The sequence below is a fragment of the Acinetobacter sp. P1(2023) genome, assembly GCF_028367635.1.
GTDB lineage: Bacteria > Pseudomonadota > Gammaproteobacteria > Pseudomonadales > Moraxellaceae > Acinetobacter > Acinetobacter pittii_E.
Map to the genome: position 1 here is coordinate 15,842 of NZ_JAQNDD010000006.1, position 21,030 is coordinate 36,871.

Below are 21,030 nucleotides of genomic sequence, written 5' to 3' on the forward strand. Positions count from 1 at the left end.
ATAATCGGAGTCCACTTAATGATCCATTCAAAGATTATTGGTATTGGCGTAATCACGGGATTATGTAGTATGGCCGCTTTGGCTGAGCCAGCAGTCCAGCCAGGAGATACTTTAGAAAGTTTGTCTAAAGTAAAAGTAACCACAACCGTAAATGGCCAACCAGGCTCTATTAGCGATTTAGTCAATAGCGGACAAGTACAGCAAGTTTCTGCTGCACCAACAAATGCAGCGCCTACAGGTGCTCCTATTCCGGCAGACGTTCCACCAGCACCTCCAACAGGCGGTGAAATGGCTCCTCCAGCAGCACCAACTGATGCAGTGCCACCTGCACCGAACCAAGCGCCTTCAGCGCCACAAGATCCGAACACGCCACCGCCTCCGGCAGATCCAAGTCAGTCGGCAGACCCGATGGCAAAAGATGGTGCTTTACCAGCAGATGCACCTATGCAACAAGCTCAATAATCAGAGCCATAAAAAAACCAAGACTTATGTCTTGGTTTTTTTATTACATCAATTTTTATATTTCGATTTGACTACCTAACTCAACCACACGGTTGGTTGGAATTTGATAGAAGTCGCTCACCGGACTGGTATTACGTTGCATAGAGATAAATAATTTTTCTCTCCATGGAGACATGCCATCCCCCACCGAATGAACAATACGGTCGCGCGAAATAAAGAAGCTGATATGCATCAAGTCATATTCAAGACCTAACTGTTCATAGGCTTGCATAAGTGCTTTTGGCACATTCATTTCATCTTTAAAACCGTAGAAAATTTTAATACGGAAGAAATGTTCAGCTAACGTTTCAGTCGTAATACGCTCTTCTGGCGCAACGAACGGTACATCTTCAATAACAACCGTCACCAAGATATTGCGTTGATGCAATACTTTGTTGTGCTTGATGTTATGCAGCATGGCATGCGGTACAACGTTTGGCGTACCCGTCATAAACACTGCATCGCCCGGCACCCAGTGCACGCTATTACCAATACTTTTTACAAATAAATCGAGCGACAAAGTATCGTGTTCAAGCTTAGCAAAAGTAAGCTCACGACCACGTTTCCATGTCATTAAAATAGTAACTGCAATGGCACCAATCAATAATGGCACCCAACCGCCAGACAAGATTTTAAGTGAAGTTGCACCGACTAATACCGACTCTAAAACAAAGAATGGAATAATCAAAAGTAGTACTTTTGGTAAGCTCCATTTCCAAGCCGAGTAGATAAATACAGCAACTAAAATCGTGTCACACAGCATGGTCAAGGTTACCGCGAGACCGTATGCACTTGCCAAGTTTGAGCTGGTTTTGAAGATTAAAATTAAGATAATAATTGCGATTAAAAGCAACCAGTTTAAGAAAGGAACATAGATCTGACCTTCTTCAGACTCAGAGGTATGTTTAATACTTAAACGTGGCAAATAACCCAATTGAATCGCTTGACGTGCAAGTGAAAACACCCCAGAAATTACGGCTTGAGAGGCAATTACAGTTGCCATGGTTGCCATAATAATCATTGGGTAAAGTGCCCACTGCGGAACCAATAAATAGAACGGGTTTTCAATTGCCGCTGGGTCTCTAAGCAATAAAGCACCCTGTCCCGCGTAGTTTAAAACCAAACACGGCAACACCACAAAGAACCAAGCCAGACGAATCGGAACTGGTCCGAAATGTCCCATATCGGCATAAAGTGCTTCACCACCAGTTACTGTTAACACCACAGCACCCATCACAAAGAAAGTCATGATTGGATGGTGATAGATAAACTGAATTGCCCAATGTGGACTAAACATGCCCAACACAACAGGGGTCTGAATGACGCTGTGAAGACCTAATAATCCTAAAGATAAGAACCATACCATCGTGATTGGGCCAAAAAACTTACCGACAAAGGCCGTACCGTGTTTTTGCACCAAAAACAAAGAGATGATAATGGTAATCGCAATCGGCATGATGAACGGGTCAAACACATCGGTGGCAATAGACAAGCCTTCAACGGCTGACAATACCGAAATGGCTGGGGTAATAATACCGTCACCAAAAAACAGCGATGCACCGATAAAACCAATGGCAATCATGTAGATTTTTTTGTTGTCGGCAATTTTGGCTTTACGTAAATTCAATGCGAGTAAGGCCATGATCCCGCCTTCGCCATTGTTGTCTGCACGCATGACAATGGCGACATACTTGATGCTGATGATCAGCATTAAGCACCAAAAAATAATGGATAAAATTCCTAATACGTTTTCAGGCTGAATACCCAACCCATGCGCTGCATGGAAGGATTCTTTCAAGGCATAGAGCGGACTTGTTCCGATGTCTCCAAAGACCACTCCAAGAGCTGCCAAAGCCGTGGCAGGCAAGGTCGCTTTTTTGGCCGTATTTTGCATTGTGTAATTAAACCAATATGATTTTTAGCGCAATCTTATCACCTCTATTATTTTTTTTCTGTAATGCTCGTCTTAAATCTTGGCAGAACTCGTTTTTTTGGTTACTATCGCACGCCTTGGTGAGGTGTCCGAGTGGCTTAAGGAGCACGCCTGGAAAGTGTGTATACGTTTGCGCGTATCGAGGGTTCGAATCCCTCTCTCACCGCCAGAATTGAAATTTAAAGAAGCTTAAACTTAAAGGGTTTAGGCTTTTTTATTGGCTAAATATTTTATTATCCCAATTAAGCTCCACTGCCCAGCTCAGTAACGAGCCAATTAGATTTCGGATCCTTTTTTACAACAGTTACAAACACAATATAGGTTCCCGCAGGGTTACCAGCAAGATCCGCATGAACTGTTTTTATCTTTATGGCGAGTGAAATCATTTTATAAAATTGTTGATAGTAAGCAGGTCTATTTTTTGCTGAGTCGTAACGAACTTTTAGTACTTCTAGAACTTTTGAATCTTTATAAATTTGGGGTATTTCAGTATTTCGAATATTTAAGTTCTCGCTTGACCAAACATATTTATATGCTGTAGCTGCGTTTCCATTAGAAAGTGAATCAAAAAAGGAAATAGCAACTCGACTTGCCTGTTCTTTTTCAACGTTAGCCTTTTTCTCGTATGATTTAAAAGCTGCAAATAAACACAGTCCAACAATAAATAGTCCGATAGTTATAAAAATTCTATACTTTAGCATTTGGCTTCCTTTCTAATTTTTAAAATGCCATGTTAAATAAATAACTAAAATAATATATTAAAAATCTACTCTACTATTCTTACCTAAAATATCAATCCTCTCTGTTAGAAGTGAAATTATTAAAGACCCAAACTTACTTGCTTAGGCCTTCTTGCTTACAAACCTACTCAGACAATGCCAACAACTTCTTAACATACTCAATCGCATTATTTTCTATGTCTTGCTGAGTCGGAACATCGTCATCTTCTGATGGATTAGTATCTAAACCATAAAATGCATGAAGTGGTTGATAGACCGCTCCAACATATAAAGCTGTTAGTTCAAATGGAATAAAAACCTTCTCTAAAGAAATTTGATATTCGCCACTTTCTGAATAAACCTTTTCTTGAGCACCCGCAGACACCGCTAGCATAAACTTCTTATTTTTGAGTTTATCGCCAGTTGAACCATAAGCCCAACCATACGTTAAAACTTCATCAAGCCATTGTTTCAAAAGCGGTGGACAGTTAAACCAATACACGGGAAATTGAAACACTAAATTTTCGTGTTCTTCTACAAGCGCTTGCTCTTTGGCAACATCAATCACCCCGTATGGGTAGGCTTCATAAATTTGGTGAACCGTAAATTGGTCTGGGTGTTTTTCTAACTCCTCAATCCATCTTTTATTTACAACAGACTGGTCTATGTGAGGATGGGTAACGATGACTAATGTCTTTTTCATTATGAAAACACTCTATCGAAAAGTAGATAAATCGATTATAGAAGTGTGCTTTCCTAAATATAAGTACGGTAATTTATGTTATATACTATACTAAAAGATAGTATGGATTTTAAAAATGGACGACTGCCTTCCGTCATATACACCATTAGAAGATACGGGTTTTGGGTACACCCTTTCTTTGATTAATGGCAAATATAAGATGATCATCATGTATTGGCTGTATGGAAAAACCGTCATGCGGTTTAATGAGATGCAACGCTGCATTGGCAATATTTCGTTTAGGACGCTCAGCAATACACTTAAAGAGTTGGAAAAAGATGGACTGATTATTCGTAAAGAATATCCTCAAATTCCGCCAAAGGTTGAGTATCGCCTTTCTGAAAGAGGACAGTCTTTAATTCCTTTATTAGATATGATGTGCGAATGGGGCGAGCGCAATAAGCCGTCTTAGTTTTATAGACTTGAAGTGATACTAAATATGAGAAATGAATTAAGAGAAATTTTTGTTAAGGGATGCGACGAAAAAATTGAAAAGAAGGGAGACAATGTCGGTCTGTCTTTTTACGCTTTTTTTAAAAATAAGAATGATAACCCTGAGTTACTGATGGAAGCAGCGCATTGGTGGATTATGGAGCATAAGCTAGATCACTTTGAGAAAGCGGTTAAGATTAAAGAATTGGTTTTGAGTGAGCAGTAAAGGTTAGAGGAAAAGACTATTCGAAAAGAGGATAGTCTTTAATTTCTATACTAGAGATAAAGTGAGAAAAGATAAAAATGTTTATAAATACTTTATCTAATTTTCTTGAAAAATTAGCCTCAGAAGAAGATTTAGATGAATGGTACTTGTCTAGCTTCATTGATGAGAAGGTTTATTCGCTATCAGCAACAGAAGCTTTTGAGTTGTCTTCACATGTTATAGAGCTTCTTAAAGATGAGGCTCAACCAGCCTATACATATGAATTGCTCACCATTTTATTAGCTCTACAACGTCAGTCTGACACAGCACAAGCACCCGAAATTCTAAAAAATAGTCCTATTTTTTTGATGAAATTATTACAAAGAATCCTGAAAAATATATTCTAAATTTAGCTCAAAGTTATCGAATAAAAATATAAACTTATCCTCAGCACACTTTATAGCTTTCAAAATACTGTATTTCAATAGAATTTAAATACATACAAAATATAAAAGTAATTAACTTTTTAATAGGGAAATAACTTAGATATTATGTTTTGTTTCTATTTAAAACTTTCTGGATATGCTTTTGCCAACTTTCGCTTAAATCATCAAGTTTAATTTTCGGCTTTTCCCCTTGAACTGCTTCAGCCATTAAATTTAAGAGTTTAGATACAGTTATACGATATACATTAGTAGCAATATTAGCCTGATTCATAATATGAATACTAACTACACCCAACTTTTGGTAAGTTAAATTAGCTAAATCACGATGCTTATCCTTTTGAGCTGAAAATTTTGTAATACCTTCAGTTTCAATAATTTCTATATCTTTTGCACTTAATTCTTTCTCGTCTAATAATATAAAGTCTAATGTCGCGGGCTGATTAGTAGAAGACGCAAATGCCAAAATTAAATCTTTTAACTCAGTTGAATCAAAGTCATTAGTTGAAGAGGTCCATACCGAGAGAGTGTTTCCCGACGTTTTTATACATTTCGTAATAGGATCTGCATAAAAATCATCTAGACTTTTTCCACTATTCTTCTGCCATTCATTTTTTAAGAATGCTCGTAATAAATAACTCATAAAATCACTGATAAGTCTTCTATAACTTCAGATTTGTACTGCTCAATCCAATCTATTTCAGATGGTCTCATCTGATTCAAGTAAGCTACAAGTTTGGGCTCTTGCCATTTCTCTATTGCACGAATTGCAGCTTCCATTACAAATGGGTCCACATGAGCATACCCAGCAATAATTAAACTTTCTGCACGTTCTTGTAACAATGAATAATCTATATCTGAAGAGATACTTATAAACTTAATGAAGTTCTCAGTATCATTCATTCTATATAAATCTAACCAACATTTTTGATAGGCTTCTTTAAATACTAGATTATTTTCCTTATAGAGACCTTCAAAAAGTAACTGAGTTTTAGATACTTCTCCTGGTATATAATTATCAAACCGCAATGTCTCTTTAATACTTTTTGCCTTTTTATTAGCAATAATTTCGATATCTATGGTTGAATCTTTTTGATAAGGCGAAGTCCTATTATCTTGATCTTTTAAAATATTAAAAGAAATAGGCCTGTCATAATTACTATCATCAACCAATAGATCTAATTGCTTATAAAATCTAGTATTTTCTCTTTCCAAAAACTCATGATCATAGTAAGAGGAATTAGATAAATTCAAAAATAAATCTTTCATGTTTTTTATCAAAGAATTATTATTTATCTCACTCATATCTTTTCAATTCCTCAAAAAGCTCACTATGTATACGGCTAAAATCTTTATAGATTTCTTCAGCATTACTTAGATCAAATCGAGTATCTGTATAAGTAGGTAAAGTATTAGTATCTATCTCAAACATAATTACATCAGTAGGTTCAGATTGATTAATGAATTGAGATCTCACCTCACCTCTTCTTATAGTACTTACTTTATTAATTTTTTCATTAATTAAAGATAGATCTTCTCTAAGTACAATTCTATTTTCCCATTCAATGGGAGAAACAGATTTATATGTAAAAATACGTTCATATACTTCTTGGAACTGCTCTTCACTTCCCGCAAAGAACTTATTATTTACTAAAGATAATCTATTGGAGCGAGCTAGAGGAAATAATGTATTAAGAGCCTTTAAAATAGAAAGAGCCAAATTTACGAAATCTTTAAGAGTTCCTCCATCTTTAGAAATTACTATCCCAGATGATGGAAATTCTACCCGCATGGACTCATCTATATGAATCATTGAAAGGAATTGTTTTTTTACTGTTTTAAATATATCAAACTCATTATTAATTGTAGGAATTAACCCAAATGGCGTTAAAACGCTTAAAACTTTACTTATGTCAGCAGGAACAGTAGATAACTCAATGTTCTTGGAAAAAAAGAACAATTGATGTGTCTCGTGGATATTTTTCATTATATTAAATAAAAATTAAATTAATAACTTAGTTTAATATATTATTATGAAATAAGCTTAATGTTAATCGTTTTTTTTACACAACCAACTCACTATCCCGACTTAACGGGACTCTCATTAAAAAATTTTCAAAAAGCCCAACTCCCGTCGGGCCTTCGCCCATCAAATCCGACTTAAAAAATAGTCGAGTAATGCATCCCTTTCATCGGTGTTATTGGTCCCTAAAAGCTGCACCATCGCGCCATCAATCACAAATAAAAACATGTGCGCATCTTCAACTGTAGCGGCAGGTTTTACGGTTAAAAGCAGTTTATGAATTTCTTTAATAAACCAGTTTCGGTAGTCAGTCACGATTTTATAGGCCGTTGGATAAAGCTTTTCAATTTCAAAAATTGCTTTAAATGGCAACCGATAAAATCCCTCTAAGTTTGCATGTAAAAAGTAAATTTTCTTGAGTTTATCGAAGGCCATAAGTTCACTGTAAGAGTGAATAATTGAAAACACCTCATGTTTTAATGCATCTGTTTGAAAAGTTAAGCTCATCTGAATGAGCCTTTCCTTGGAGTGAAAGTAGTTATAAAAAGTGGCTTTGGGAATTTTGGCTTCCTCAACGATTCGATCGACCCCGATGTAAAACCCATGTTGATTAAATAAATCTTTTGCTGCGTGGAGCACGCGTAGTGCTCTAAATGATGCTTCTAAATTTGGCATTTTTATACCGTTTAAAATAATTTTTTGTTGTAAGTAAATGAGATAGACATGCCGTCACTCTTAAATTGAGCGCTAAAAACAAGCATGGGTAAGTCACACAAAAAGGTGTGCTCGCCTATCTCGGGTTTTATTGTTGCTATGATTTTTTAGTCGTAATGACCTATCGTTTAAAACCTAGAGTCGGTTAAACCGTTTTAAAGACCAGTGCGATATAGACGTAAAAATTTTGGCGAAGGTTGCCAATGAGAGAGATGAAATAGTACGCATGTGCGGACTCCTTGTGTGTAAAGGAGTTCTACCCGATCACTGTCAAATGATGGTGGCAGAACGAGAGAAGGTTGACAGACTGACACACAAGAATCAGCACGCACAAGGCGTCCCTCCCTCGCCCTACCGCTACGAAGGGGGACGAACGAGTTCGCCACCAAAAAGAGAACTTTTTGATGTCTTGTGTGTTATATCGATCTGTCAAAATCGACTGGCAATGTAGGCCAGCAGGCAAAGGATAATCCGCGCGTTTTTGAGTGTCAATGTAAGGTTGAATAGAAATTAGTTAAATAATTTTTGTTTTCATTCAATTAGATATTTAAGCTAAACAGTCATTCAACTTAAATTTAACGATATCATAATAGTAAAATTGGTGGCAGAAAGAAAAGAGGTTAGCAGACTGGACACACAGAACCAGCACACTCGAAAGTGTCCTCTTATCACTCTACCGTAGAATGGTGACAGAACGAAAAGGGGTTAGCAGGCTGGGTACAGTACCAGCACACCCGAAAGTGTCCCCTTTTCGTTCTACCGCAGAATCAGTTGCAGACAAAGAATAATTATCAAGTTTTTAAGTGTCAATATTCATATATTATTAATTTATAAAATATTTTTATTTCTATTGGCTCATTTTTCTCATTGTTAATTTATCATTCATTTTCAAACCGCTTAAATGACCCGATTGATCGCGCTATAAATAAAAGCTACAGTAAATAAAGTTTGAATTTTATAACTTTAAATAAATTTATAACGCATGCAGGCAGAAACATGGAAACCATACATGATTTTTATCGCCGCTTTTCTTTAACCAGAGATAGCGATTACTCGGTTCCATCAACTTCGTTTGGACATTTTAACGTATTCCAACGCGATGCCTGCTCGTTCCTCACACCTTATAGCCGCCGCGATTATTATAAAATTTCACTGGTTTTAGGCACAGGCGAACTTCACTACGCCAACCGCTGGATACGAGTCGACCGCCCTGCTTTACTGTTTTCAAACCCAATGGTTCCCTACGCTTGGGAAATTAATTCGCCCGAACAGGCAGGCTGGTTTTGTCTATTTACCGAAGAGTTTGTAAACCAAGAATCGCGACAAAGCTTTTTAAAAGACTCACCGCTATTTAAAGTCGACGGCGACCCGCTATATTTTTTAAACGACCAACAAGTTGAGGAAATTTCATTTATTTTCAAAAAGATGATGAATGAAATAAATTCAGACTATATTCATAAATACAACGTTTTAAGAAACTATTTGCACCTGATTGTGCATGAAGCCATGAAAATGCAACCGACTCAACAGTTTGAAAAACATAGCAATGCTGCGGTGCGCATTTGCCATTTATTCTTTGAGCTATTAGAACGCCAGTTCCCGATCGACTCGCCCCATTTTCAGCTTAAACTCAAAACTGCAAATGACTATGCCTATGGCTTGTCGGTGCATGTGAACCATTTAAACCGAGCTGTAAAAGAAGCCACAGGCAAAACCACCTCTGAGCATATTAGTTCGCGCATTACGCAAGAAGCCAAAGCGCTGCTACAACACACCAGTTGGAATATTTCCGAAATTGCCTATAGCTTAGGCTTTGAATATTCAGCATATTTCACCAACTTCTTTAAGAAAAATACGGGTTTTTCGCCTAAAAAATTCCGTGAAGATTGTATCGCCTAAAAACAGATTGTTTGAATTTTATAATTATTGGTTTGAATGTTATACGTCAGTTTGAGCCAAAGCATTTTATAGTTTTTCTACTCAAGTGATTTTGCAAAAAGAGTGTGAAAAATGAAATATAGAACTTTAGGACAAACAGGCGAAAAAGTATCAGCACTTGGTTTAGGTTGCATGGGAATGAGCTTTGCCTATGGTGCCTCAGATGACACACAAAGCATTGCCACTCTAGAAAAGGCATTAGACCTCGGCATTAACTTTTGGGACACTGCCGACATGTACGGCAACGGCGCAAACGAAGTTTTGCTCTCAAAAGTTTTAGAAAAACATCGCGACAAAGTGTTCTTGGCGACCAAATTTGGCTTTCGCTATAAAGAAGATAACCTTAACCCGAAAAACTCTTTAGAGTCTTATATCGACGGTTCTCCAGAGTGGATTAAAGTTGCGGTCGAAAACAGTTTAAAACGCTTAAATACAGACGTGATCGATTTGTATTATGCACACCGCATTGACCCAAATATTCCAGTTGAAGACACTATTGGCGCAATGGCTGACTTGGTGAAACAAGGTAAAGTTCGTTATTTAGGACTTAGTGAAGCGTCGGCAGAAACCATTCGTAAAGCGCATGCGATTCACCCGATTGCAGCGGTTCAACATGAATACTCGCTACTCACCCGTGAGTTTGAACAGACCCATTTACAAACCATTCGTGAGTTAGGCATTAGCCTTGTGCCGTATTCACCGTTATCGCGTGGTTTAATTACCAATACGCTTGATGTGGGTAGCCTAGACGAAAACGATTTCCGTCGCCAGTTACCACGCTATCAGGGCGATAACTGGAAAAATAACCAAAGCTTGGCGCAAGCATTTAGCGAGTTTGCTCAAAGCAAAAATGCGACAGCGGCTCAATTGGCTTTGGCTTGGATTTTGGCGCAAGGTGATGACATCATTCCAATTCCGGGTACGCGTAAAATCGAGCGGCTTGTAGAAAATGCAGGTGCTGTAAATCTTGATTTAACAGCGGCAGATTTGGCAGAAATCGACGCAATTATTGCGAGATATCCAAACATGGGCGCACGCTATAACGCTCAGCAACTTGCAGCGGTCAATCATTAAAATATAAGCCATAAAAAAAGTCCGACTCTGTGTCGGACTTTTTAATTTAATTTTTGCTATATGTGCCTTGCTGGCGTCCACCTTCCCAGATCGCGTCTAAGGATTTGTCAGAAATATTTAGGCTTTCAGGGAAAATACTTAAATCCTTTTTAAATTTAGCCTCTGGTTTTAAACCAATACAGTCTCCGTTTTTCCACCATGTGCCTTCGGCATATTGGTCTAAAGCACCCACAACCAACATCCATTGAAACTTACCGTCGGGTTGAAGTAAAAGCTCCGAACCGACTTCCATCACGCCATTTAAATAATAGTGTCCACTCCAAGCTTGGTCAGCTTGCTGAAATTTCACTTCTTTACATGATGTATTGGCTACATCTGCATAAATCTGCGCAGAGAAAATAGCCGTCGAAACAAGCAGCAAAGATGCAAATATGTTTTTCATTATTTAGTTCCTAAAAAATTAATCTTATGATTTTTCACTAATCATATTTTTTAATTTATTCCAGTATGGACATACAGCTATCCCATATATGAATAGAGCAAACCAGCTATACCAATACATAAAAGAATAATAAAGGCCATATTCTCTGTCTCAGACTTATTTTTACGCTTTTTACCGTATAGCCCAACAATTACTGCAATTATAATTACTAAGATACTAGCGAGCATTACAAAGCCCATCATAATGCCATGGCCAATATTTGCCGAACTTAACATTCAAGTTTCCTTTTTAAATCTTAGAAAAGAACAGTAAGGAATTTACTATTTTCCAGACTCAACTTTTAAATACGTTCCATCTGCATATACGTTATGTCCAAAGCCACAACCCGACTCACCTTCGTTTTGTTTAACCTGAATATAATTTCCTAATTTCGCATTAGATTTAAAATCGAACTGAATACGGCAGTCTTCATTTTTATAAACCGTTTGCTTTTTATTAGTCGGCATTTTGGTGTCAAACTCACCCATATTTGGGCCGTAGATCAAGCTTCTAAGTCCCATATATAAACCGGCATAACTGATTGCATATTGGCCCTGCTTACGGCTTACCGTGATGTGATCCCACTCACCAAAACCTGAGTAACGCACATATTCACCTGACAAATCATTTGATGCTTTAGGTTGAGGCAACTGCTTAAGATTAAACTGACTCGACTTTGATTTTTCATCAAGCATAAACCACGATCTTGCCCAAAGTGGCTGACCCAATTTGGCATAGGCTAAGCCCACGTTATTGTTGGCAACTTCAATATCACGGTCGGTAAATTTAACTGTGGTTTCATCTGCATTAGCTTTACAAAATGCAGTCCAAGAGGCTTGGTTTTGGAAATTTTCGAGCGCTTTTTTATATTGTTTTTGGTCGTAGAATTTCTTACCTAAGCTCGCATATTGCTTCACTTTACTACAGCTTTGTTGTAGTTCTTGTTCAAAAGAAAACTCTGCATGAGTCACCGACAATGCCGAAAGTGTGAGAACCGCGCAACCTGAAATAATCGATTTAATCATTTTTAAAATTCTTTAATAATTAACTAATTATATAATATGAGTAAGCTCTATAAATCACAATTCTCTGAAACAAAAGTCTATTACAAGCATTTAGGTTTTTATAAAGTTTATTAAATTAATTCAGAATAAATCTTTATAAATATGAAGCATTAACTAGTTATTTTAGTTGAATATTCATCCAAAAAATATTGTAGACTGCATGCGTAAAACTTAGGAAGAATTATAAGAGTGAATAATTTAATTATTGGAACCCTATTTGCACTTTGTGCGGCTGCACTTAATGCCTCTATTGGCGTAATTAGTAAATTACTCATGCACAGCGGTTTAAGCCCACAAGACATTGCTTTTTTAAAAACCATCATCGCCTTTTTCTTTTTAAGTGTGTTTTTATTTAAAGTTCCTGTTAGCCAAAAGATTGCATACATTAGCAGCACGCCAAGTAAACTCAGCATTTTTACTCAAATTGCCATATGTGCTTTTTTAGGAATTTTCTCGCTATTCTTTTTCGAAACCATTGCCTACAACCACGGTGCAGCAGCTAATGTTGTGGTGGTACTCATGGCTTCGGCTGCCATCTCTGCCCTATTTTTTGGTCGGTTTATTTTAAAAGAAAGTATCTATATTCATTCTCTTATTGGAACATTATTGGCTGTCGCGGGTATTAGTATTATTTCGTGGAAAGGTGAAAATAGCCTTTTAATGCTGGTCAATGCTTCTATTGCTGGCACAGGTTATGGCCTATTTTCGGTTTTAGTTAAAAAGTTCAAATTAAACGGCGGCCTGTTTCTAACCAAGTATTTATTGCTGTTTGGCAGTGTTTATCTTGCCGTTCCTTTTTTAATAAATTTACACACCATAAACTTTAATAGTGACATTGTTTTAGGTTTGATTGGTTTAGCTGTGCTGCCGACCATTCTGGGCTTTTTCTGTACCACCAAAGCGTTGTCTTATATGAGTGCCGCAAAAGTACAGGTGACCGAGCTTTCTGAACCTATTTTCGCAGCGCTTATGGCATGGGTTTTCATTCATGAACAGCCGACTTTGTCATTTCTATATGGCGCGATTTTTATTATTGCAGGCATTTTTTTAATGAACAAAGCGCCAAAAACAAGCTAGCCGATTTCATTGATATTCGTCTGCGTGGTGACAAGCCACTTGCACCACACTGGCAAAGTTAATCGCCATTTGTGAAGGGGCGTGTTTTTTATAAGCAAGCCCTAAACCCACCGTAGGTACAGGTGCTTTCAAAGAGCGATAAGCCACGCCTTGTATTTGCAATTGTTTGGTCGACTCGGGAACCAAAGACACTCCTAAGTTTGCAGAGACTAACGATAAAATAGACACAATTTGTGGAGCGTTTTGTCCAATTTTCGGTTCAAAGCCACACTCATGGCAGGCTTGTTTAATCGCATCAAAAAGCCCTGCGCTAATGGAAGGCGGCGAGACAATAAAATTAAGCTCTCGTAGTGCCGTTAAATCAATTTCTGGTGATGCATCGTCGAGTTGAAAAGACTCGGAAGGCAAAGCAGCAATGAGTGGTTCTGCCAATAATTCTTGAATAATTAAACTGTCTGGAATGTTGCGAGGTGAGCGAATAATCGCAACGTCTAAACGGTCCTCAAGCAATAAATCGATGAGCAGTAAAGTGTTAGCTTCTTCAAGTTTTAAATTCACTTTCGGATATTGCTGCTGAAAATAGCGAACGCATTTAGGGATTAAAGGGTTCAACATTGAAGTCCCTGTAAAACCTAATCTTAATTGGCCGACTTCGCCATTTGCCACTTGTTTAACAAGGGTCGCTGCATCTTCCACACGCTGCTGTACAGGCTGAATGGCATTTAAAAAGGCAAACCCTGCTTCAGTTAGCTCCACCCCATGCGGAGATCGAATAAATAAATCTGCACCCAGTTCTTCTTCTAAGTCTCGTATTTGCATGCTTAAAGGCGGCTGGCTCATGTTTAAGCGCTGCGCAGCTTTGGTAAAGTTTTTTTCTTCTGCTACCGCTAAAAAGTAGCGTATATGTCTGAGTTCCATCGCTATATATAAAACGTATCATGACCTATTGTTAAATATATTAGAAAAATACCTTCTAAATTGCTAATTTTAATTCATCGAATTTTCTCGATGCAGCGTGCTCCCAAAGCGCTGTACTTTCTTTCTGTCATGGTCATGATATGAGTTCTTCATCTACACCCAGTACCTTAAGTACTGAGACAACTTCTGTTCTGTCCCGCGAGTGGATTCACAAAGGCACTAAAGCCTATAAGCATGCAGGATTTGCTTTATTCTTGGTTGGCTTTGCTAGCTTCTCACTGATTTATTGTGTACAGCCGCTGTTGCCCGCATTTAGCCAAAGTTTCCACATTAGCCCTGCAAGTAGCTCTTTAGCCCTGTCATTAACGACGGCCTTTTTAGCAATTTCAATTGTGCTATCCAGTGCCTTTTCACAAGCGATTGGCCGCCGTGGCGTGATCTTTACATCAATGTTATGTGCCGCAATTTTAAATATTGTCTCAATGTTTACACCGAACTGGCACAGCTTACTGATGGCCCGTGCTTTAGAAGGTTTGCTGCTTGGTGGTGTACCCGCAGTGACAATGGCGTGGATTGCCGAAGAAATTGCACCTGAACACTTGGGTAAAACCATGGGTTTATATATTGCAGGTACGGCTTTTGGTGGCATGATGGGTCGTGTCGGCATGGGTATTTTAATTGAGTATTTTTCATGGCGCACAGCTTTAGGTTTACTGGGCGCAATCTGTTTTATTTGTTCAATCGCCTTCGTCAATCTACTGCCAGCCTCACGTAATTTTGTACAGAAAAAAGGACTAAATTTAGGGTTTCACATGCAAATGTGGCGTACCCATTTAACCAATACAAAACTATTACGTCTGTTTGCCATTGGGTTCTTGCTTACGAGTGTGTTTGTGACCTTGTTTAACTATGCCACTTTCCGTTTAAGTGGGGCGCCTTATTCACTCAGTCAGACGCAAATTAGCCTTATTTTCTTGTCGTATAGCTTCGGTATGGTGTCTTCATCATTGGCAGGAACGCTAGCCGAGCGTTTCGGTAAAAAAACCATGATGATGAGTGGCTTTGCACTCATGATTGTGGGTAGCCTCATGACCCTACTCACCTCTCTTTTCGGCATTATTATTGGCATTGCATTTATTACTACGGGTTTCTTTATTACCCACTCACTTACGAGTAGTTCTGTGGGTGCTGAAAGTAAACAAGCTAAAGCCCACGCCAGTTCGCTCTACTTACTGTTTTACTATATGGGTTCAAGTATTGTCGGCTCGGCGGGCGGTTGGTTTTGGCTACACGGCGGATGGAATGCAATTGTAGCTTTAACCGTCGTACTTTCATTATTTGGAATTTTTTTAGCGGTTTATACCACACACGCAAAAGCACATTAATTTTTAAGGTAAAGGAAAATCACATGTCGAGTTTATTTGTTTATGGCACTTTAGGCCCAGGCCGTCCTAATGCACATATACTTGAAAATATTGGCGGACAATGGTCAGAAGGTTGGGTAAACGGAAATTTGCGCAATGAAGGCTGGGGAGCAGATTTAGGCTATCCGGGAATTGTACTTGATGATAGTAGCAATCAAGTGCAAGGTTTTGTTTTTAGCTCAGAACAGCTAGACGCAAACTGGAAATTACTCGATGACTTTGAAGGTGAAGGCTATGAAAGAGTACCTGTGCAAGTCACTTTAAATAATGGTGAACGTGTTGATTCGTTTATCTATGTGTTGAAAACTCAATAAATCAAACAGCGTGCTGTCTTCCTAAAAGCAGATAGCACGCATCTTTATATTTCACACAGTCGGCACTGTACCACCATCAATCACAAACTCAGTACCCGTAATCGCCGAAGCCCGTTCAGAGACCAAATAAGTAATCAAATCTGCCACCTCTTCCGGTTTATTTGGGCGCCCTAACGGAATTCCACCCAAAGCATTCATAATGATTTGCTTCCCACCTTCATAATTTGTTTCTGCTTCGAGTGCAAGACGCTCTGCCAGAGCCACAGCAGCTTCGGTTTCAATCCATCCCGGCGCAACGCGAACAACACGTATTCCCTTTGGAGAAATCTCTTTAGATAAACTTTTACTATATGTAGATAACGCCGCTTTTGCTGCTGCATATGCAGTCGTTGATTCTGGTAAAGGCAGTTCTCTCTGAATGGAAGTTACATGAATAATGACACCGGAACCTTGCTCTAACATCAGAGGTACCAAAGCCCGATCCAGACGAATGGCAGGCATTAAATTTAAATTAATTTCTCTCTCCCATTCTTCATCACCCAATACAGCAAACCCGCCTGCCGGAGCAGATGAACCACCTAAAACGTGTACAACAATATCAATTTTCCCCCAGTGCTTCTGCACAGCCTGCACTAGCTCACTGCATCCTTTAGCTGTAGTTAAATCAGCTTCAATAAAATGCACATTTTGTGGTAAATCCCGTACAGGATGGCGAGCAGCGGTCATGACCTCCGCACCTACCTCATGTAATGCTCTTACAACAGCAGCTCCTGTTCCCTTACTGCCACCTGTTACTAACGCCTTTTTTCCTAAGAGTTGTAAAGGAAAATTCATACGGTAATCTCCAATACTTCAATTTTTTCATCGGTTAACTGGAAGGTATAATGTAAATTGATCGGACTACCGGGAAAGTTACCTTCTACACGTGCTAAAACCACATACTTTCCGTTCTGCATCTCTATACTCAGTGGTTCAGCATAATATTCGTATTGAGTCGAAGCTTGCTGTTTCCAGCCTAAGATAGCCTTATGGTCCATATATTCGTGTCCTTCATCGCGCACGACACCATGCTCTGTAAAACAAGCAACTACTGCTTCTGCCGTCTGCCGATCTGATTCAAAATAGTGTTGAATGATTGATGGCAATAAAATTTGGTGAGCCATATATCTAAGCCTTATGTAAATTGATGCTTTCGATTGTAGCCCTACAAGATTCTTGTTATAAGAGGGATAATATGGGATGAATTAATGCAGAAATCGGGACAATGAATAACACTAGCCTAACGGATCTAAAAGCGGTAATTGCGCTTGCCAACCACCGTAATTTTCGGTCAGCAGCAGTTGAACTCGATATGTCATCTTCAGCACTCAGCCGAAATATTGCTCAGCTAGAACATCATTTAGGGATACGCTTATTTAATCGTACAACTCGTAGTGTTTCACTGACCGAAGCAGGACTGCAGTTTTTAAATCGTATTACCCCAGCCTTGGAACAAATTGATCTTGCTGTTCAAGAGACATTAGACCGTCGCGCCACTCCTTCAGGAACATTAAGAATCAATGCAGAAGAAGGTATGTCTCGGCAAATTCTGCATCCTGTAATCATTGAATATATCCGTCGCTATCCGGATGTACGAGTTGATCTCGTTTCTGACGGAGAATTTATTGATATTGTGAAAGAAGGTTTTGATGCTGGTATACGTTTTGCCAGTACCGTCCCACAAGATATGGTTGCCATTGAAATAGGCCCTAAGCAAAGCATGGCAGTAGTTGCAACAGCAGCTTATCTGAATACACATGGTATGCCCCACATACCTTCTGATTTGTTAAAGCATGAATGTATTCGCCTACGATTACCTAGCGGTAAAATTTATAAGTGGGAATTTACTCAAAACAATGAATCTTTAACGGTCGATGTTTCAGGACATCTTACAATTGATACCTATATGTTAGCCATTGATAGTGCTTTATCTGGTATTGGCTTAGCTTATACAGGCCATTGGTTTGTAGCTCCTCTCATCGAACAAGGTCGACTCATACGTGTTTTGGAGGAGTGGACACCTCACTATGCGGGTCTATGTTTATATTACCCACAAGGAAAACATCCGAGTGCTGCGCTACGTGCTTTCATTGACTTAGCGCGTGAACAACGACTTCTTCCTTCCTATCCCATTCTTTAAACTGTTTGCCATGATCAGAAATGAGAAAACATCTAACTGCTCATTTTTTGGCTTGTAATTTTTTTAAGAAACTGTAAAATTCTCACCACATCGCCGGCATAGCTCAGTTGGTAGAGCAACTGACTTGTAATCAGTAGGTCCACAGTTCGAATCCGTGTGCCGGCACCATCATTAAACCTCATGAATATTTGATTTATGGGGTTTTTTGTTGTCTGAATATTTTAAATAGCAAAATTTTATCTAAAAATAAAAACTGCTATAGCGATATTATCTCTATAGCAGTTCGAAAATGAATAAAACTTAAATTTAAAAATGATCAAGTATTTTGCTTAACCTTTATTTTACATACTGCCAAACATCTGGGTCCCGATATGACTCATCAATATGGAAACCTTCTTTTTTAGCTTTAATTTCAGCTTTCCTTCTTTCTTTTTGATCTACTAATACCATTTCATCGAAAGCACTTTTTAACTCAGGCCCTGTTAATTTATACCCATTTTCAATTGAGTTTTTTGTTACGTATCTAATTGTTTGCACTGCAAATCTTAGCATATATTGTTTTTTATTATTTTCTGATTTTGTTTTATCTATACTTAACTCTAGTAATATACCATTAGCATACAACCGAGTAGCAACTGTTGGTTTTTTATTAAAAAAATCACTCCACTCTTTAAGTGTTAAAGTATTATAAGAATCAATAATAAGGCCATCTTCAATCATAGCTTTCATGTTATCTTTTGTTGAAATCCGAGCTAACCCTGGAAAAAAATACTGCTTCCATCCTGCTTTTTGTAATTGACTAAATAGCTCCTTATAGGCCATATAAGCCTGCTCTTCACTAACAAACTCTTCTTTATTTAACCCTGCTGTTATATCAATAATTTGGATACCTTCGTTTTGCTGTGCGTAGTCAATCCGTGTTCCCATTGCTGAAAATACATTCTTGATAATAAAACTATTTTCACCTAAGTCTATTTTTATATTTGCTAAATGCGGAGGTTCCCAAGTGAGGTCGAAAAAAGACATTCCCGCTGGTTGCTGGTCTACATCTGTTTGCATATAAGATTTAAACTTTTTTTCACCTTCTATACCAAAATTCAATATGTAAAGTTCAGGTTGAGAAGACATTTTTTGTTCCTTTTGCTGGGCATGACAGGCCTGTAAATTTAAAAAAATAAAGATTAGGAATATATAACTAACCACCCTTTCCATCATTTGAATCTTTTCCTATTTTAATAAATAATTTATCGAATCGACTTAGACCGTCATCCCATTTACTGGTATTCCAACCTGCAATTGTGCGTAACTCTTTTTCTAAATAAGGTCGTCCAACATCACTCAACATCAAACGATGATATTTTTGAGCAGCCAAATTAATCCAACGCATACGACTATCTTGATTCTCAACTTTGGTGCCATTTGGCGGTGTGCTGATTGGGGATTCGGGTAACGACTTAATCTTTTTTCCAAATTCAGTTTCATAAGAATAAACATTGCCACGGACAGCATGTATTTTTTTTATTGTTCCATCATATTCACTTGAAAGAATCAGTTCAGCCTTTGGAATTCCAGCCTTACGTTGAACATCTGCACCATTTTGTACAATAGAATCATCCCAAACAATTTTCTGTAAAATATTGATCTGTTCTTGATTTGCAATTTGTAATAAATGATACATCAAGTGGTTAGCCGCATACTTAAACTTGTTTTTTCGCAAGCTATTAGCTGCAAATACTCCTTCTATAAGAGGTAAAGTTTGTTCAAATGCATTATGAATCTCTGTGGTTGCTTTAAGATTATTAATCTTTGTTAAACAACCAGACCATGGAAAATTATACAAAGAGCTTTTAACTTTTTTATAAGTTGTTGTATTTCTGCTACCTACGCAAATTTTGAAATCTGCAGATGATTTAGCCCAAACAAAATGCCAGACACTAATATCCATATAGAGCCATAGATTGCCTTTTGCAAAAGTATGAATACCTGACACTCCAAAACTATCTAAATTATAATGATCAGAACTGATCGATTTAATTAAAGCATCTGCATTTGACCCAGTCTTAGAAACAATATGATCAAATACTGCAGCAACTGTTTTTGATGCAAAAGCACCTAAGCCCATCCAATAGAAACGCCCACTATAGGTTGCTGCAGTAACAGATTGATTCGATGTAAAAGGAAACATTTCCAAATAAATACGAGCGTAGATCGATGCAATTCGTCTAGCACGGGCTTCATAACCTGGTTCTATACGATAATTTTGATTATCTTTTTTATTAGATAATAGGGTCATTGCCATCTGTTGGTAATATTCCCATATCGTAGTACAGTCGCAATTTACCGATTTACAACTATTTTCAATCTTATTTGTAGTTCCAACCCAATCAAGAGAACCAGCCATTTACAATTTATCCTTCTAACTAATTAATAAGCAACAATTATTTAACTGGGTCATTTTCATCAGGTTCAAAATTCAACCAATTTAAATCAACATCAAGTTGTTCAGCTTCTTTAGTATTTATCCTTTTAGTTTTCCCTTTCACATCAGTTTCTGCCATAAAACTTTGATTATTAGACTGAATGTTATAGCTCACATTAGTTAAAGGCTTACCAGAAGGGAGGAATAAATTAAACTTTTCATCATATTTTTCATAGGCAGGTAAACCTTGTAGATTTACTCCAACTTCTGCACCACCTTTAAAGATATGCTGCCCAGCTTTTACTTCAAACTTTGCGGGTGTAATAACCGTAATACCACTCTTATTAATAATGATTTGTGAACCACCAGCCATGATTTACCTATTATTTTATGAAAACTAATATATAATTAATCTAATATTCTAAACTTT

24 protein-coding genes, 2 tRNA genes and 2 pseudogenes are annotated in these 21,030 nt (G+C 37.8%); 12 read left to right on the forward strand and 16 right to left on the reverse strand.

Annotated features, from left to right (window positions below; all coding sequences use genetic code 11):
• Window positions 1-18: 18 nt before the first annotated feature.
• Window positions 19-462, forward strand: a complete 444-nt coding sequence (locus POD11_RS10510; protein WP_262457139.1) for a hypothetical protein — start codon at window positions 19-21, stop codon at window positions 460-462.
• Window positions 463-517: 55 nt separating this feature from the next.
• Here POD11_RS10510 and POD11_RS10515 read toward each other — a convergent pair whose 3' ends face one another.
• Entirely contained in the window at window positions 518-2,395 is a 1,878-nt protein-coding gene (locus POD11_RS10515; RefSeq protein WP_016142833.1) for a potassium transporter Kup, read from the reverse strand.
• Between the two features lie 118 nt (window positions 2,396-2,513).
• Between POD11_RS10515 and POD11_RS10520 the strand changes: the two genes are divergently transcribed.
• Window positions 2,514-2,603, forward strand: a tRNA-Ser gene (locus POD11_RS10520).
• 73 nt (window positions 2,604-2,676) lie between these two features.
• On the opposite strand, the gene POD11_RS10525 is transcribed toward POD11_RS10520, so the two are convergent.
• Window positions 2,677-3,135: a hypothetical protein gene (locus POD11_RS10525; protein WP_262457140.1), complete on the reverse strand. Its 459-nt coding sequence runs from the start codon at window positions 3,133-3,135 to the stop codon at window positions 2,677-2,679.
• Window positions 3,136-3,298: 163 nt separating this feature from the next.
• Entirely contained in the window at window positions 3,299-3,856 is a 558-nt protein-coding gene (locus POD11_RS10530) for an NAD(P)H-dependent oxidoreductase (protein ID WP_262457141.1), read from the reverse strand.
• Between the two features lie 115 nt (window positions 3,857-3,971).
• Here POD11_RS10530 and POD11_RS10535 point away from each other — a divergent pair, with 115 nt between their 5' ends.
• The 3 genes and pseudogenes from POD11_RS10535 (at window position 3,972) to POD11_RS10545 (ending at window position 4,971) form a co-directional block, all read left to right on the forward strand.
• Window positions 3,972-4,307 carry a winged helix-turn-helix transcriptional regulator gene (locus tag POD11_RS10535; RefSeq protein ID WP_174754052.1) on the forward strand — a complete coding sequence of 112 codons (336 nt, stop codon included), beginning with the start codon at window positions 3,972-3,974 and terminating at the stop codon, window positions 4,305-4,307.
• A 27-nt stretch (window positions 4,308-4,334) separates the two neighbouring features.
• Window positions 4,335-4,553: a DUF6500 family protein gene (locus POD11_RS10540; protein WP_262457142.1), complete on the forward strand. Its 219-nt coding sequence runs from the start codon at window positions 4,335-4,337 to the stop codon at window positions 4,551-4,553.
• A 77-nt stretch (window positions 4,554-4,630) separates the two neighbouring features.
• Window positions 4,631-4,971, forward strand: a pseudogene (locus tag POD11_RS10545) (hypothetical protein).
• A 110-nt stretch (window positions 4,972-5,081) separates the two neighbouring features.
• Here POD11_RS10545 and POD11_RS10550 read toward each other — a convergent pair.
• The 4 genes from POD11_RS10550 to POD11_RS10565 all read right to left on the reverse strand — a co-directional run bounded on the left by POD11_RS10550 (window position 5,082) and on the right by POD11_RS10565 (window position 7,673).
• The gene (locus POD11_RS10550) at window positions 5,082-5,618 is read right to left on the reverse strand and encodes a hypothetical protein (RefSeq protein WP_262457143.1); all 537 of its coding nucleotides are present in this window, start codon (window positions 5,616-5,618) and stop codon (window positions 5,082-5,084) included.
• On the reverse strand, window positions 5,615-6,280 hold the full coding sequence (locus tag POD11_RS10555) for a hypothetical protein (protein ID WP_262457144.1): 666 nt from the start codon (window positions 6,278-6,280) through the stop codon (window positions 5,615-5,617). The genes POD11_RS10550 and POD11_RS10555 overlap by 4 nt, the downstream gene beginning before the upstream one ends.
• Window positions 6,273-6,962 (reverse strand): hypothetical protein, encoded by a 690-nt coding sequence (locus POD11_RS10560; protein WP_262457145.1) that lies wholly within the window; start codon window positions 6,960-6,962, stop codon window positions 6,273-6,275. The genes POD11_RS10555 and POD11_RS10560 overlap by 8 nt, the downstream gene beginning before the upstream one ends.
• Window positions 6,963-7,124: 162 nt before the next feature.
• Window positions 7,125-7,673: a TetR/AcrR family transcriptional regulator gene (locus POD11_RS10565; RefSeq protein WP_262457146.1), complete on the reverse strand. Its 549-nt coding sequence runs from the start codon at window positions 7,671-7,673 to the stop codon at window positions 7,125-7,127.
• Window positions 7,674-8,708: 1,035 nt separating this feature from the next.
• On the opposite strand from POD11_RS10565, the gene POD11_RS10570 reads away from it, so the two are divergent.
• Together POD11_RS10570 and POD11_RS10575 are read left to right on the forward strand one after the other, a co-directional pair.
• Entirely contained in the window at window positions 8,709-9,611 is a 903-nt protein-coding gene (locus POD11_RS10570) for a helix-turn-helix domain-containing protein (protein WP_262457147.1), read from the forward strand.
• 111 nt (window positions 9,612-9,722) lie between these two features.
• Window positions 9,723-10,724, forward strand: coding sequence for an aldo/keto reductase (locus POD11_RS10575; protein ID WP_262457148.1), 1,002 nt, complete (start codon window positions 9,723-9,725; stop codon window positions 10,722-10,724).
• Between the two features lie 46 nt (window positions 10,725-10,770).
• On the opposite strand, the gene POD11_RS10580 is transcribed toward POD11_RS10575, so the two are convergent.
• From POD11_RS10580 to POD11_RS10590, 3 genes are all read right to left on the reverse strand, one after another.
• Window positions 10,771-11,166, reverse strand: coding sequence for a hypothetical protein (locus tag POD11_RS10580; RefSeq protein WP_262457149.1), 396 nt, complete (start codon window positions 11,164-11,166; stop codon window positions 10,771-10,773).
• A gap of 77 nt (window positions 11,167-11,243) precedes the next feature.
• Window positions 11,244-11,441, reverse strand: a complete 198-nt coding sequence (locus POD11_RS10585) for a hypothetical protein (RefSeq protein WP_262457150.1) — start codon at window positions 11,439-11,441, stop codon at window positions 11,244-11,246.
• A gap of 45 nt (window positions 11,442-11,486) precedes the next feature.
• Window positions 11,487-12,230 carry a hypothetical protein gene (locus POD11_RS10590; protein WP_262457151.1) on the reverse strand — a complete coding sequence of 248 codons (744 nt, stop codon included), beginning with the start codon at window positions 12,228-12,230 and terminating at the stop codon, window positions 11,487-11,489.
• A gap of 228 nt (window positions 12,231-12,458) precedes the next feature.
• Between POD11_RS10590 and POD11_RS10595 the strand changes: the two genes are divergently transcribed.
• Complete coding sequence (locus tag POD11_RS10595) at window positions 12,459-13,346, forward strand: DMT family transporter (RefSeq protein WP_262457152.1); 888 nt, start codon at window positions 12,459-12,461, stop codon at window positions 13,344-13,346.
• Here POD11_RS10595 and sxtR read toward each other — a convergent pair.
• A pseudogene (sxtR, locus tag POD11_RS10600) lies at window positions 13,343-14,264 on the reverse strand (multidrug efflux pump transcriptional activator SxtR). The gene POD11_RS10595 and the pseudogene sxtR overlap by 4 nt on opposite strands.
• Window positions 14,265-14,404: 140 nt before the next feature.
• Here sxtR and sxtP point away from each other — a divergent pair.
• Window positions 14,405-15,649 (forward strand): multidrug efflux MFS transporter SxtP, encoded by a 1,245-nt coding sequence (gene sxtP, locus POD11_RS10605; RefSeq protein WP_200043516.1) that lies wholly within the window; start codon window positions 14,405-14,407, stop codon window positions 15,647-15,649.
• A gap of 23 nt (window positions 15,650-15,672) precedes the next feature.
• Complete coding sequence (locus POD11_RS10610) at window positions 15,673-16,002, forward strand: gamma-glutamylcyclotransferase family protein (RefSeq protein WP_262457154.1); 330 nt, start codon at window positions 15,673-15,675, stop codon at window positions 16,000-16,002.
• A 51-nt stretch (window positions 16,003-16,053) separates the two neighbouring features.
• Here POD11_RS10610 and POD11_RS10615 read toward each other — a convergent pair whose 3' ends face one another.
• Both POD11_RS10615 and POD11_RS10620 read right to left on the reverse strand, forming a co-directional pair.
• Window positions 16,054-16,836: an SDR family oxidoreductase gene (locus POD11_RS10615; protein ID WP_262457155.1), complete on the reverse strand. Its 783-nt coding sequence runs from the start codon at window positions 16,834-16,836 to the stop codon at window positions 16,054-16,056.
• Window positions 16,833-17,165, reverse strand: a complete 333-nt coding sequence (locus POD11_RS10620; RefSeq protein WP_262457156.1) for a nuclear transport factor 2 family protein — start codon at window positions 17,163-17,165, stop codon at window positions 16,833-16,835. The genes POD11_RS10615 and POD11_RS10620 overlap by 4 nt, the downstream gene beginning before the upstream one ends.
• Before the next feature lie 101 nt (window positions 17,166-17,266).
• Here POD11_RS10620 and POD11_RS10625 point away from each other — a divergent pair, with 101 nt between their 5' ends.
• Both POD11_RS10625 and POD11_RS10630 read left to right on the forward strand, forming a co-directional pair.
• Complete coding sequence (locus tag POD11_RS10625) at window positions 17,267-18,181, forward strand: LysR family transcriptional regulator (protein WP_262457157.1); 915 nt, start codon at window positions 17,267-17,269, stop codon at window positions 18,179-18,181.
• A gap of 92 nt (window positions 18,182-18,273) precedes the next feature.
• Window positions 18,274-18,349, forward strand: a tRNA-Thr gene (locus tag POD11_RS10630).
• A gap of 168 nt (window positions 18,350-18,517) precedes the next feature.
• On the opposite strand, the gene POD11_RS10635 is transcribed toward POD11_RS10630, so the two are convergent.
• The 3 genes from POD11_RS10635 to POD11_RS10645 form a co-directional block, all read right to left on the reverse strand.
• Window positions 18,518-19,309 carry a hypothetical protein gene (locus POD11_RS10635; protein ID WP_262457158.1) on the reverse strand — a complete coding sequence of 264 codons (792 nt, stop codon included), beginning with the start codon at window positions 19,307-19,309 and terminating at the stop codon, window positions 18,518-18,520.
• Window positions 19,310-19,376: 67 nt separating this feature from the next.
• Window positions 19,377-20,582 carry a DUF2515 family protein gene (locus tag POD11_RS10640; RefSeq protein WP_262457159.1) on the reverse strand — a complete coding sequence of 402 codons (1,206 nt, stop codon included), beginning with the start codon at window positions 20,580-20,582 and terminating at the stop codon, window positions 19,377-19,379.
• Window positions 20,583-20,619: 37 nt separating this feature from the next.
• Entirely contained in the window at window positions 20,620-20,973 is a 354-nt protein-coding gene (locus POD11_RS10645; RefSeq protein WP_104075871.1) for a hypothetical protein, read from the reverse strand.
• Between the last annotated feature and the right edge of the window lie 57 nt (window positions 20,974-21,030).